Below are 12,140 nucleotides of genomic sequence, written 5' to 3' on the forward strand. Positions count from 1 at the left end.
GATTTAACCTGTTCTACTTTCGTCACTTTTGTAAAAGTAACGATTCTCAAATTTTTGCTTATTCACCTTACCACGGAGAACCATATAACCTTCTTTCTTCATTTCAGCATTCAGTTGTCTAATAATCTCATAAGATTTAGCTTGTTTAACTCCAAGGATATTTTGAATGTCCTTGGCAGTTAAAAATTCTTTCATGATTCTCCCGCCTTTCATAATCAACTTTTCGTGGTTAATTACATTATAAATCAACTAAACGTGTTCGTCAATGAAAATAAAAACTTTTCGTGGACTTTTTGATAAAAATATATAATGTACATAAAATATGACAACGATTAGTTGATTTCATAAACATAATAAAACAACAATAAGTGGATGTCAATATATAAAACAACTTTTCGTGGACTTGAATGAAAAAGTCAACTTATGGTGATATTATTTATACATAATCAACTTTTCGTGGAGTGGAAATCATATGACATTAGGTCAAAGGTTAAAAATATGTAGAAAAAAAACCGGTTGGAATCAACAACAAGCAGCAGAGAAAATTGGTATATCAAAATCTGTTTTATCAAACTATGAGAGAGATTACAGAGACCCCGACACATCAACATTAAAAAAAATTAGTGATGTTTATAACGTAACAACAGATTACTTACTAGGAAAAAGTCAAAATCCTATTACTGTTACAGAAACCAACGATGATGGCAAGAAAGGCGATCTACTTAATAAGACAATCAATGAAGCCATACAAGAATTAAAAGATGAGGATACACTCCTTTTTATGAATGATGGTGAATTTGACGAAGAGACTGCCCTCTTAATTAAAAAAGCATTAAAAAATGGAATTAAGTTTATAGACGAATTAAAAAAGAAAGAGTGATCATCATTTATACAAGCAAAAGTATAAAACACAGGACCCAATTAGTTATCAATAAGTACGGAACAAATGATGTATACAAGATTTGTGAACTATTAAATATTTACATTCTGAAAAATAATCTCGGACAAGCTAGGGGTTTACTTCAATTTGATAAGCCGACAAATCAATATTTAATCCATATAAACGAAAATTTAAATAACGAACAATTTGTAATCGCCCATGAATTAGGGCATTACTTCCTCCACAAAAATCTTAATACTTTCAAAATTCAAAAATGTTCAAGCGTGTTAAAAGATAAACTTGAACATCAAGCAAATCTTTTTGCCGCAGAACTATTACTCACAGACAAAATGATTCGCGATGCCCTCCCCATCATTAGAGAATTCAACCAAGAGCAAATGGCGTCTTATTTTAGAGTACCTTTATCTGTAGTTACCGACTATAAATTTTCACACCCCGGTAACACATTAAACAATATATTCAACTTCTATAATAATCAACTGAAGGCATTTGGGTAAGGAGCGATAATATGCCAATAAAAAAAATAAAAAGTGGAAAATATAAAGTAGACGTAAGCTTAGGTACCGATCCTATAACTGGGGAAAGAATCAGAAAAAGACCATCTGCCCCAACAAAAAAGGACGCAGAGGCGTTAGAAGCAATTCTCAGAAGTAAACACAAATCAAAAGAATGGATAAGCAAAAAAGAGATCAGTTTTCCTGAATTAATAGAGTTATACTTAAATGAATGTAAACTTTCAAATAAACCTGGCTATCATAATATACAATCATATACCATCGACAAACACATAAGAGATTATTTTAAAAAAGCAGATATTAAAAGAATTACCCACAATGAAATCATTAATTTTAGAAAAGACCTTATTGAAAAAGAACAAAGCAATGGAAAAAAACTAAGTAACAAATCAATAAATAACCTTTTAGCCACATTGAGCCAATTATTTGAAACAGCAGTAAATGAAGGTGTAATAAATGAAAACCCTTGTAGTAAAGTTAAAAGATTACCATTAAAACACAAGAAAATGAAATTTTGGAGACCCGAAGAGTTCAAAAAATTCATTAGTTTTATTCCTGACGATCAACTATTGTTTAAAACGTTTTATACAACAGCCTATCTTACAGGATTAAGATGCGGAGAAATGTTAGCGTTGCAATGGGACGATTTAGACCCGTATTTAATGGAAATAGACATTCGAAAATCAGCTACTTATATAAAGGGCGATTTTATTGTTACTGCACCAAAAACAAGGAATAGTATCCGTCGTATAAGTATTAATCATAAATTATTACAGCTTCTCGAAAGTTGGAAACGGCACCAAAAAGAGTTATTCAACTCGTTTAAGATTCCACATTCAGTGAATACTTATGTATTTCAATATAAAGATAAACCATCATCAAAGGATATTTTTAGCCGAAAAATAAAATATTTCTGCAAAGACACTGAATTAGAACCAATTAGATTACATGATTTCCGACATTCACATGCCGCCCTTTTAATAAACCAAGGTGAAGACTACATTACAATAAAGGAGCGCTTAGGTCATGCTTCAGTGAGAACAACTATTGACGTATATGGACATTTATATCCTAACAAACAAAAAGAAATGGCGGACAAATTAGACGACTTACTTTAAGTTAGTGGACACTTTTGGTCACAAAACACATTTTCTTCAAAGACATAAAAAATACCAAGGGCGTCAAAACCCTTGGTATCATTGATGCGGCCGAGAGGACTTGAACCTCCACGGGTTATTCACCCACTAGGCCCTCAACCTAGCGCGTCTGCCATTCCGCCACGACCGCGTGATCATTAAATTGTTTGTGGTGGTTTATTAGGCTCTTAACCTAGCAAAACCGATTTGCGTGCACTTTGTAATTAAAGTGCGGGTGAAGGGACTCGAACCCCCACGTCGTAAGACACTAGATCCTAAGTCTAGCGCGTCTGCCAATTCCGCCACACCCGCAAAAAGACAAATGGTGAGCCATGAAGGACTCGAACCTTCGACCCTCTGATTAAAAGTCAGATGCTCTACCAACTGAGCTAATGGCTCTTGCTATTAAATTTCAAAAATAAAAATGGCTGGGCTAGCTGGATTCGAACCAACGCATGACGGAGTCAAAGTCCGTTGCCTTACCGCTTGGCTATAGCCCAACGAAATGGAATGACCCGTACGGGATTCGAACCCGTGTTACCGCCGTGAAAGGGCGGTGTCTTAACCGCTTGACCAACGGGCCGATGGTTGAGAACTTATATGGAAATCTGATGGCGGAGAAGGAGGGATTTGAACCCTCGCGCCGCTTACGCGACCTACACCCTTAGCAGGGGCGCCTCTTCAGCCACTTGAGTACTTCTCCAATATGGCTCCACAGGCAGGATTCGAACCTGCGACCGATCGGTTAACAGCCGATAGCTCTACCACTGAGCTACTGTGGAATAATAAGACAAGACTTATTGTATCAGCCTTGATTTGCAGTGTCAAGAGGTATATGTTTTTTGTCTATCTCTCGTGACGACTTTTATAATGTACCATAGGCTTGCCATATTCGTCAACCTTTTTTACGAAAAAAATCTTTTTATTTTCCCGCGGCATTTTCCGCACCTGTATCTGTCAGGGTTCATGGCACGCTTCTTTATATACTGTTGGCCGCAGGCCGCACAGATATACCTATAAGTTTTTTTGTTTTCTGTTTTTTTCTTAAGGGGTGTACAGAACCTTGGCGCGTTGACCTGCTGCATCAGCACTCGAAAATCTCTGTCTCTATGCTTGTACCCCTTTCCTTCAAGGTGAAGATGGTAATGGCAAAGCTCGTGCTTAATGATGCCGATCAGTTCTTCCCTGCCGTGTTCAATCAGGTATTTTCTGTTCAATTCAATGTTATGAGAGGTTAACAGGTACCTTCCGCCCGTCGTTTTCAGCCTGTCATTAAAAAGCGCCTGATGGCGGAACGGCTTTTTAAAATACGTTTCAGAAATATCCTCTGTCAGTTTTTGAAGCTCTTTGTTATCCATGGTGCACCTCACTTAAAAAACATTGAACGGGACAATTCACCGTTCGCATACAATATGGTAATACTGTCCCTCTTATGATAAAAGCTGAGGAGGAATGAGCCTATGCCAAATTGGCTTAAAAAACAGATGCAGAAAGCGTTCCTTGAAAAAGATAATTACCAAATTAAACTGCTGAATCAATGCTGGTATTTCTATAGGAAAAAACACTGCTCGTAAGCAGTGCTTTTATTTTATCATAGACAGCGATACTCTGCCTTTTTGTACATCTACACCGTCAACCCAAACCGTCACAATGTCACCGACGGACACGACATCAAGAGGATGCTTGACGAATTGATTGCTGAGTTTTGAGATATGCACAAGCCCGTCTTGTTTGACTCCGATATCAACAAACGCTCCGAAGTCCACTACATTGCGCACGGTGCCCTGCAGCTCCATTCCCTCTTTCAAATCTTCCAGCTGAAGGACGTCTGTTTTCAGCAAAGGCTTAGGCACCTCATCACGGGGATCGCGTTCCGGCCTTGTCAGCTGTTCACAAATATCTTTCAGAGTGATTTCGCCGATTCCAAGCTCTTTTGCCGTTTCAGAAAGCGCCAGCTGATTGATTTTGTCCCTCGATTCCGCCGTGCCGATTTGTTCTGTTGAAAGACCGAGCTTTTTCAATAGCGCTTTTGTTTCTTTATAGCTTTCCGGGTGGATGCCTGTTCTGTCCAAAGGCTCTGTCCCTTCCTGCACTCTTAAGAAACCGATGCATTGCTCATAGGTTTTCGCACCGAGTCTCGGGATGTCCTTCAGTTCTTTTCGATTCGAAAACTTCCCGATTTCCTCACGCTTTTTAACAACGTTGCCTGCTACAGACTTTGATAATCCCGCTACATATTGAAGCAGCGCGGCGGATGCTGTGTTGACGTTTACTCCCACCTGGTTTACGACTGTTTCGACGACGAACCGCAGAGATTCATTTAAACGTTTTTGGCTGACATCATGCTGATACTGTCCGACCCCCACAGATTTCGGATCGATCTTGACAAGTTCCGCGAGCGGATCTTGAAGTCTTCGCGCAATGGATACGGCACTGCGCTCTTCAACCTGAAGCTCAGGGAATTCTTCCCTGGCAAGCTCAGAAGCCGAATACACGCTTGCTCCCGCTTCATTGACGATCACATAATAAATTTTGCGCGGCATGTCCTTCAGTGCATTGACGATGAATTGCTCTGTTTCTCTGGACGCCGTGCCGTTTCCGATCGCCACCATCTCGACTTGATACTGCTCGAGAATCGCTTTGACTTTCTCATGGGCTTCTTTCGTTTTGTTGACTGGCGCATGCGGGTAGATGACATCAATTTTCAAGACTTTCCCTGTCTCATCTGACACAGCAAGCTTGCAGCCTGTACGGAAGGCTGGGTCAACACCGAGAACGGTTTTGCCTTTCATGGGCGGCTGAAGCAGAAGCTTTCTCAGGTTCTCAGAGAAAATATGAATCGCCTGTTCATCCGCTTTTTCTGACAGCTCTTTTCTGATTTCACGCTCGATCGCCGGCTGGATCAGCCGTTTATAGCTGTCTTCAATCGTCTCCTGCAAAATCTCTTTTACGGACGTTGTGCAGTTTTTGATAATTTGTTTTTCTAAATACGCCTTGATGTAATCTGCTGGCGGTTCGATCGATACCTTTAAAATGTCTTCTTTTTCGCCGCGGTTCATCGCCAGCACTCTGTGCGGAACGACTTTTGCGATTGGTTCTTCGTACTCATAATACATTTCATACACATTTTTTTCGTCTGTGTCCGCCGACTTTCCGGCTGCAGATTTCATGGTTCCTTTTTTAAAGGTTTCCTGGCGAATCCACTTCCTGAAACTTGGCTCGTCTGAGATTTGTTCCGCAATAATGTGCTTGGCGCCTTCAATCGCTTCTTCCCGTGTGAACACTTCTTTTTCTTCGCTGATATATTGGTCTGCGGTTTCTGCCAGACGGTTATCTTGCGGAAGTGTCAGGATATAGTCGGCAAGCGGCTCGAGGCCTTTGCTTTTCGCGACTGTCGCCTTTGTTTTGCGTTTTTGTTTATACGGGCGGTAAAGGTCTTCCACTTCCTGAAGCTTCACCGATTGCTCGATTTTACGTTTCAAGTCATCTGTTAATTTATCCTGCTCTGCAATGAGCCGGATGACTTCTTCTTTTCGCTGATTCAAGTTTTGTATGTATTGCCAGCGTTCAGAAATTGTCTGAATCTGAACCTCATCCATTGAACCCGTTTGCTCTTTTCGGTATCGGGCGATAAACGGGACTGTGTTGCCGTCTTCAAGCAGGCGGATGACACTTTCAACGTGTTTTTGTGACAAACCGATTTCTTTCGCAATTTGCTGTTTTAAAAGGGCTGACGTTTCCATGTAACCATTGCCTCCAATTTTGTCGTTCTTTCTCTAGTGTATCAAAAACCGAAAGAAACACATAAAAAAAGACAGCTGGGCAGCCGTAACTTTCTTCGTTCTTCAACGCCCAGAAAGTTCCGTTTGATTGCTGGCAGTTTCCACACACCCATCGTATTGAATGCACCATTACAAAAAAAGAAGCCGGATGTCCAGCTTCTTTTTCTGATCTTTTAGGACAGCTGTCCAAGAATATAGGTCAGATCATCTTTTCTCGATGTTGTGTACATTTTCAGTGAATTCGATATGTCTTCTACCGATTGGCCTTTTTTCAAATGGGAGCGGATATCGGGTACGTTTAGTCCATCGGTATGTATAATGAACTTTGAACCCTTTTCATAGGTGGCGGTGTGTGTTTTGTATTTTTGCGGCTTTCCTGATAAATAGCCTGAAATCGGCAGAGGATAAAAGCTGTCACCAGACGGGGAATGCAGAATAAACCGTACGTTTCCGACAGAGCAGTACGTAAACTGCCTTTGTTTAAAATTGATTTTCAGGATAGAAGCTGTAGCGCCTCTTTTGTGTTTCATCGCCTGATTACAGCGTTCAATAATGCTTTGTACGTCTTCATTCGCATAGTTTTCCGCTAAGGCTTTGATTGCTGCGGAAGATTCGTTGGCAAGCGATCCGCTTCCAAGTCCGTCAGCTACCGCGCAAATTAACTCCTTATCATCAGCTTTCATATAAAAGCTGTCGCCGCAAATCGATTTTCCTTCTTTATTCAGTTGGAATACAAGAGTTTGAATATGCTCGTTTTCTTCAACCTGGATCATTACATTAACTCCATCGAGGGATCTTCAGTCAAGGCCTCTCTGAGCTTCTTCACAGCTTTGCGCTGCAGACGCGAGACGTGCATTTGAGATATACCGAGAATGTCCCCAGTTTCTTTTTGGCTTTTGTTTTGAATATACGTAAGGTCTATGATTTGTTTTTCACGGTCTGAAAGGACATGAAACACGCTTTGCAGCATCATTTGCTGGTTGACCCGCTCATATCCATCCTCCTGTGATCCGACGATATCAAGAATCGTGACGGTGCTTCCTTCCGCATCCGCTTCAATGCTGTGGTCAACGGATAAGGCTTGATAGCTTTTGCCCATTTCCATCGTTTCAAGAACCTCTTCTTCCGAAACATCGAGGAATTCGGCAATCTCTTCTACTTTCGGCGACCTTTGTGTTTCAGTCGTCAGCTGATCAACCGCCATTTTGATTCTTGGGCCCAATTCTTTGATTCGTCTCGGTACGTGAACGCTCCACGTCTTATCTCTGAGGAAACGTTTAATCTCACCAATAATCGTCGGTATCGCAAAAGCTTCAAACGATTTGCCGACCACCGGATCGTATCGCTTAATCGCTCCCAGCAGCCCGATCATGCCGACCTGGCGAAGATCCTCGTGGAAGCTTTTGCCTTTTGAATATTTTTTCGCAAGCATATCAACAAGATTTGTATATACCTGCACAAGCGTTTCTTGCGCCTGTTCATCTTGATTTATTTGGTATTCACTTATGAGCCGATCGACTTCATCCTTAGTTAGTTTCGTAGTTTTTGATGGTTGTGTCATGATCAACTCGCTCCCCATTTAAATACTTTGTCATCGCTACGGTGACGCCGGAGTTGTTTTGCACTCTGACTTCATCCATAAGCGTTTCCATTAAATATAGACCGAGCCCTCCTTCTGATAATTGATCAACTGTGTGCGAAGGTGTGTACGGCCCTAGATCCTGTTGCTTTTGATCGAAATCAAAGCTGTCTCCTTCATCCGCCACAATGACCTCTAAACGGTCTTCAAACACACCGAATCGGATTGACACTTCACCATTTTTATCTTCTTTGTAAGCATGCTGAACCGCATTCGTACACGCTTCACTGATTGCGATTTTCAGATCTTCAATTTCATCATACGTATAGCCCATTCTGCTTGCGACGCCTGACAGCGTCAGCCTTATAATCCCTACATATTCAGGCTGGGCCGGCACTTTCATTTCGATGTAATCAGCATTATTCTTCATTGCACTCCACCTTCTGACTTTGCAGAAATATCAATGATGTCCTTCAAACCTGTAATCTCAAACAGACGAATCAGCCGGTCAGAAAGATTTTCAAGTTTCAGCGACCCACCTTGTTTTTTCACTGTTTTAAAGATGCCTACAAAGACGCCGAGTCCGGTACTGTCCATGTAGCTGACATCTTTCAGGCAAATTTTTAAGTCAGCGCCTTGTTCTGCCAGAGGAACGAGCTTCTCTCTGAGCACCGGAGCTGAGTATACATCTATTTCTCCTGCAATGTTTACTTGTGTATCATTCTCGTTTTGCTTCACATCAACATTTATATTCATTCTTATCACCTCAAATTATCCTTCAAATCATTAATTGTTGTATACCCCCGGCTGGCTGATGCTAAACCTTTCTTCGCAAAACAATTAACGTAAAATCATCGTGAAGCTGAAAGTCCTGCAATTTGAGGAGGCTGTCATAAATGTTTTTGACCATTTCCTGCGCAGAGGAACACATATGTTCCTCAATGAGTTTCTGCAGATCAGGACGCTCCAAGAAACCGTTTTCCGTTCTGCATTCTGTGACGCCGTCAGAAAATAAAACAATCATATCGCCCTTATCGAGATGCTGATCAAATTGTTTGTAGTCATAATCCTGGGAGATGCCAAGAACGAGCCCTTTGGCCTCTAAATCGTAAAACGTGTTGTCTTTTTGAGAATAATAGAATCCCGGTTCATGTCCCGCCGAAGCATATGTAAATTGATGCTTGTCCATATTGTAATTGGCATAAAGCATCGTAATAAACATGCTGGCGTCAACGTTTTGTTCGACAACCCTGTTTAAATTTTTCAGCACCTGAGAAGGATGTATGCCCGTTTCCGGCAAAGAGTCCATCGCGTATTTAATCATGGACATACAAAGAGCCGCCGGAATGCCTTTTCCGATCACATCCGCGATTGCGATATTAATGGATTCCTTGTCTTTGACAAAGTGGTAATAATCACCGCTCATCTGTTTAGCGGGCACACTGATGGCACCGATATCCAGCGCTTCTTCCTGCGGAATCTTTGTTCCGAGCAGCGTCTGCTGGACATTCGCCGCGATTTCAATTTCTGATTTAATTTCCTGCTGTATTCCCCTGAGGGTTTGATGCTCCTGATAAGCCATTCCATATCCAATCATGACTTCTATTAAAAAATCCAGCGAATGAAAAACATCTTCCGGGAGACTCGGATACAGCTCCTTCAGCACTTTTCGGTGAATGCTGATGATTTCTTCCGGAGGAATTTGATGCTCGATTGTTTTTCGGCTGAATTTTTGTGCTTGATATAAAGATGTTTCTGTTAATTCAGCTATATATCGACTAAGCAGCTGATGATACCGCTGCTCAATAACCTCCCTAAAATCCACTTTCTTACCTCCTACCGAAGCCATTTAATGGCTTGTATCTCTGTTCCTTCCCCCGATACGGAATTTAAACTGAATTCATCCATCAGCCTTTTAACACCAGGAAGTCCCGCTCCTAGTCCGCCAGACGTTGAAAATCCATCTTCCATGACTTTACGGATATCAGGAATTCCCGGCCCTTGGTCTTCCGCTATGATTTTCAGGCCCTTTTTTCCTCTGTCAGCGACCTGTTCAATACCAATCTGGCCTTTGCCGGCATACAAATAAATGTTCCTGGCTAATTCTGAAATAGCCGTTGTAATTCTAGCCTGGTCTACCGTGCCGAAACCCAGTTCTTTTGCAACATTTCGCCCCAGTTGTCTGGCCGCCACAATATCCCATTCTGTCATGATTTTTACACAGGATTGGTCGTTCATTCGCTATTCCCCCAATTCCCGCTTCAATGTCTCAAGCCCCTGCTCTAAGTCGAGCGCAGTTTCGATTTCCTCAAGTGCGATTCCAAGTTCAATCAGCGTCACTGCCACAGCGGGCTGAATGCCGGTCAAGACCACTTTCGCCCCCATTAACTTAGACATTGTAATGACGTCGCCCAGCACTTTGGCGATAAATGAATCAATCATATCTACAGATGTCAGATCAATCACGACTCCGTTGGCACCTGTTTCGTATATTTTATTTAATAAGTCTTCTTGAAAGGTCAATGCTGTTTGGTCATCAAGTTCCCATTGAATGGACACTAATAAGCAATTATACAGTTTCAAGATCGGGATTTTCGGATGTCTCAAATGTTATTCCCCCAATGAAACGATTTTTCGATCCGTCATTTCCAATGCTGTTTGAATTCCTTTTTGCAGGGTATTCTTAGTAATAATCTGGGATAAATCAATGCCCAGGTTGACAATGGTCTGAGCAATTTCCGGACGGATGCCGGCGAGCAGGCATTTCGCGCCGACAAGCCTTACCGCTTCAGACGCCTGAATAATATGATGGGCAACCATCGTGTCAACGACAGGAACACCTGTGATGTCAATCAGCACGACTTGTGACCGGTGTTTGACGACACCGTTAAGAAGATTTTCCATAATTCGTTTTGCACGTTCGGTATCTATTGTTCCGACCAGCGGCATCACGGTGATGTTTTCAAACACCGGGATAAGCGGCGCAGATAGCTCCTGCAGCGCAATTTTTTGCAAGGATACGGTTTTTTCCCACGAGATTGAGTATTGGTTGAAGATTTCTGTATTAATCGGGCTGAAAAAGCGGTCAAGCTGCCAGATTAATTCCGTACTCTCTTGATCTGGCAATCTCTTATCGTTCATCTTCGTGTAGAGACGCTTCCAGAATTCAGCAAGCGCCGTAGCCAGAAACTTCAAAGAAAGTCCAATTTGGACGGTTCTCAGCGCCAGTTCGCTGATCTGGCTTTCAGCCGCGCTGTCGTCCTTAACAGACTGCAGAAGAATGTCGATATATTCCTTAGATATATTTTCATACACTTGGTCAGTCAGCTGGTATGATTCTTGCTCGCTTAATTCTCTTAGTGTGTCAGTCCACAGTTGGAGCAGTTCATTTTGATTCTCGGCAATGAACTGGTATACAGTCTGATTCGACATCAAATTCGCTTACCTCCCGATAAAAAACAACATATTTTTTGTTATTACACTATTATATCGTTTATGTTTTTTGAAAACAAAAAAAGTTGCTCGATTTGAGCAACCTGCACATATGTCTAAAAATCAATGAGTGCCAAACTGATTTGTAAGGCTTCATCAACCTTATCCATCATTTCATCATCCAGATGAGTAATCTTATCCGTTAACCTTTGCTTGTCAATCGTCCGAATTTGCTCCAGCAAAATAACGGAATCTCTTTCAAAACCGTAGCGTTTTGCATCAATTTCGACGTGGGTTGGTAATTTCGCCTTCTGTATTTGCGCTGTTATGGCTGCAACAATAGCAGTTGGGCTGAAGCGATTTCCGATGTCATTTTGGATCACTAAAACCGGGCGCACCCCGCCTTGTTCTGAGCCAACAACAGGAGATAAATCAGCAAAATAAACATCGCCGCGTTTCACAATCAAATGATTATCCTCCGCTGACTAAGCGCTCAACTGTCGTTTCAGCCTCGCACTCCGCAAAGTGAGCCTCAGAAGAAATATTCAGGTTGATTTTCGCCATTTCCATATAGCCGCGTCTCATCAAATCACGGTTGTGACGAGTTGTTCGTTCGCTGACATACGCTCTCACTGCTTGTGATATCAGTTCGTTTCTGCTTCGTTTCTCCCGCATCGCTACACCATCCAATTCAGCTACTAGGTTTTCGGGCAAGCTGATTTTCATTTCGGTTCTTGCGCTGGATTCAGACAAAAAACATACACCTCCACCAAACTTACGGATACGACTCTTTTA

Annotated in this window: 17 protein-coding genes and 7 tRNA genes; 4 read left to right on the forward strand and 20 right to left on the reverse strand. The window is 41.8% G+C overall.

What is annotated here, in order from left to right:
* Window positions 1-3 precede the first annotated feature (3 nt).
* Window positions 4-195 (reverse strand): ICEBs1 excisionase, encoded by a 192-nt coding sequence (gene xis, locus ACY3LV_RS03060; RefSeq protein WP_049635822.1) that lies wholly within the window; start codon window positions 193-195, stop codon window positions 4-6.
* A 277-nt stretch (window positions 196-472) separates the two neighbouring features.
* Here xis and ACY3LV_RS03065 point away from each other — a divergent pair, with 277 nt between their 5' ends.
* The 3 genes from ACY3LV_RS03065 to ACY3LV_RS03075 are packed head-to-tail and all read left to right on the forward strand — an operon-like array spanning window position 473 to window position 2,534.
* Window positions 473-880, forward strand: coding sequence for a helix-turn-helix domain-containing protein (locus ACY3LV_RS03065; protein WP_464863385.1), 408 nt, complete (start codon window positions 473-475; stop codon window positions 878-880).
* Window positions 877-1,398: an ImmA/IrrE family metallo-endopeptidase gene (locus tag ACY3LV_RS03070; protein ID WP_464863386.1), complete on the forward strand. Its 522-nt coding sequence runs from the start codon at window positions 877-879 to the stop codon at window positions 1,396-1,398. The genes ACY3LV_RS03065 and ACY3LV_RS03070 overlap by 4 nt, the downstream gene beginning before the upstream one ends.
* An 11-nt stretch (window positions 1,399-1,409) precedes the next feature.
* Window positions 1,410-2,534: a tyrosine-type recombinase/integrase gene (locus ACY3LV_RS03075; protein ID WP_464863387.1), complete on the forward strand. Its 1,125-nt coding sequence runs from the start codon at window positions 1,410-1,412 to the stop codon at window positions 2,532-2,534.
* An 85-nt stretch (window positions 2,535-2,619) separates the two neighbouring features.
* Here the strand turns inward: ACY3LV_RS03075 and ACY3LV_RS03080 are convergent.
* The 8 genes from ACY3LV_RS03080 to ACY3LV_RS03115 form a co-directional block, all read right to left on the reverse strand.
* Window positions 2,620-2,703 (reverse strand) — tRNA-Leu (locus ACY3LV_RS03080).
* Between the two features lie 79 nt (window positions 2,704-2,782).
* Window positions 2,783-2,864, reverse strand: a tRNA-Leu gene (locus ACY3LV_RS03085).
* Between the two features lie 11 nt (window positions 2,865-2,875).
* Window positions 2,876-2,951: transfer RNA gene (locus ACY3LV_RS03090), tRNA-Lys, on the reverse strand.
* A 26-nt stretch (window positions 2,952-2,977) separates the two neighbouring features.
* Window positions 2,978-3,052 (reverse strand) — tRNA-Gln (locus tag ACY3LV_RS03095).
* Between the two features lie 11 nt (window positions 3,053-3,063).
* Window positions 3,064-3,135, reverse strand: a tRNA-Glu gene (locus ACY3LV_RS03100).
* Window positions 3,136-3,164: 29 nt separating this feature from the next.
* Window positions 3,165-3,255, reverse strand: a tRNA-Ser gene (locus ACY3LV_RS03105).
* A gap of 4 nt (window positions 3,256-3,259) precedes the next feature.
* Window positions 3,260-3,334, reverse strand: a tRNA-Asn gene (locus tag ACY3LV_RS03110).
* Between the two features lie 123 nt (window positions 3,335-3,457).
* Window positions 3,458-3,910 (reverse strand): SprT family protein, encoded by a 453-nt coding sequence (locus tag ACY3LV_RS03115; RefSeq protein ID WP_333561168.1) that lies wholly within the window; start codon window positions 3,908-3,910, stop codon window positions 3,458-3,460.
* Between the two features lie 102 nt (window positions 3,911-4,012).
* On the opposite strand from ACY3LV_RS03115, the gene cmpA reads away from it, so the two are divergent.
* Entirely contained in the window at window positions 4,013-4,126 is a 114-nt protein-coding gene (gene cmpA / locus ACY3LV_RS03120) for a cortex morphogenetic protein CmpA (protein WP_003225207.1), read from the forward strand.
* Between the two features lie 9 nt (window positions 4,127-4,135).
* Here the strand turns inward: cmpA and ACY3LV_RS03125 are convergent, their stop codons facing one another.
* The 11 genes from ACY3LV_RS03125 to endB all read right to left on the reverse strand — a co-directional run bounded on the left by ACY3LV_RS03125 (window position 4,136) and on the right by endB (window position 12,098).
* The gene (locus ACY3LV_RS03125; protein WP_464863388.1) at window positions 4,136-6,295 is read right to left on the reverse strand and encodes a Tex family protein; all 2,160 of its coding nucleotides are present in this window, start codon (window positions 6,293-6,295) and stop codon (window positions 4,136-4,138) included.
* Between the two features lie 212 nt (window positions 6,296-6,507).
* Window positions 6,508-7,107, reverse strand: coding sequence for a phosphoserine phosphatase RsbX (gene rsbX, locus ACY3LV_RS03130; protein WP_148963064.1), 600 nt, complete (start codon window positions 7,105-7,107; stop codon window positions 6,508-6,510).
* A complete protein-coding gene (sigB, locus tag ACY3LV_RS03135) occupies window positions 7,107-7,895 on the reverse strand; it encodes an RNA polymerase sigma factor SigB (RefSeq protein ID WP_333519323.1) in 789 nt (262 codons plus the stop codon). Before sigB ends, rsbX begins: the two co-directional genes overlap by 1 nt.
* A complete protein-coding gene (rsbW, locus tag ACY3LV_RS03140; RefSeq protein WP_148963062.1) occupies window positions 7,861-8,343 on the reverse strand; it encodes an anti-sigma B factor RsbW in 483 nt (160 codons plus the stop codon). The genes sigB and rsbW overlap by 35 nt, the downstream gene beginning before the upstream one ends.
* Window positions 8,340-8,669, reverse strand: a complete 330-nt coding sequence (gene rsbV / locus ACY3LV_RS03145) for an anti-sigma factor antagonist RsbV (RefSeq protein ID WP_148963061.1) — start codon at window positions 8,667-8,669, stop codon at window positions 8,340-8,342. Before rsbV ends, rsbW begins: the two co-directional genes overlap by 4 nt.
* A gap of 61 nt (window positions 8,670-8,730) precedes the next feature.
* A complete protein-coding gene (gene rsbU / locus ACY3LV_RS03150) occupies window positions 8,731-9,738 on the reverse strand; it encodes a phosphoserine phosphatase RsbU (RefSeq protein ID WP_003225194.1) in 1,008 nt (335 codons plus the stop codon).
* Between the two features lie 11 nt (window positions 9,739-9,749).
* Window positions 9,750-10,151: a serine/threonine-protein kinase RsbT gene (gene rsbT / locus ACY3LV_RS03155; protein ID WP_003240352.1), complete on the reverse strand. Its 402-nt coding sequence runs from the start codon at window positions 10,149-10,151 to the stop codon at window positions 9,750-9,752.
* 3 nt (window positions 10,152-10,154) lie between these two features.
* Window positions 10,155-10,520, reverse strand: a complete 366-nt coding sequence (rsbS, locus tag ACY3LV_RS03160) for an RsbT antagonist protein RsbS (protein ID WP_003225190.1) — start codon at window positions 10,518-10,520, stop codon at window positions 10,155-10,157.
* A gap of 3 nt (window positions 10,521-10,523) precedes the next feature.
* On the reverse strand, window positions 10,524-11,348 hold the full coding sequence (gene rsbRA / locus ACY3LV_RS03165; RefSeq protein WP_148963060.1) for an RsbT co-antagonist protein RsbRA: 825 nt from the start codon (window positions 11,346-11,348) through the stop codon (window positions 10,524-10,526).
* Window positions 11,349-11,461: 113 nt separating this feature from the next.
* The gene (gene ndoA, locus ACY3LV_RS03170) at window positions 11,462-11,812 is read right to left on the reverse strand and encodes a type II toxin-antitoxin system endoribonuclease NdoA (RefSeq protein WP_003156187.1); all 351 of its coding nucleotides are present in this window, start codon (window positions 11,810-11,812) and stop codon (window positions 11,462-11,464) included.
* Between the two features lie 4 nt (window positions 11,813-11,816).
* On the reverse strand, window positions 11,817-12,098 hold the full coding sequence (gene endB, locus ACY3LV_RS03175) for a type II toxin-antitoxin system antitoxin EndoAI (protein WP_003225183.1): 282 nt from the start codon (window positions 12,096-12,098) through the stop codon (window positions 11,817-11,819).
* Window positions 12,099-12,140 lie beyond the last annotated feature (42 nt).

The sequence above is a fragment of the Bacillus sp. 11C genome, assembly GCF_055486375.1.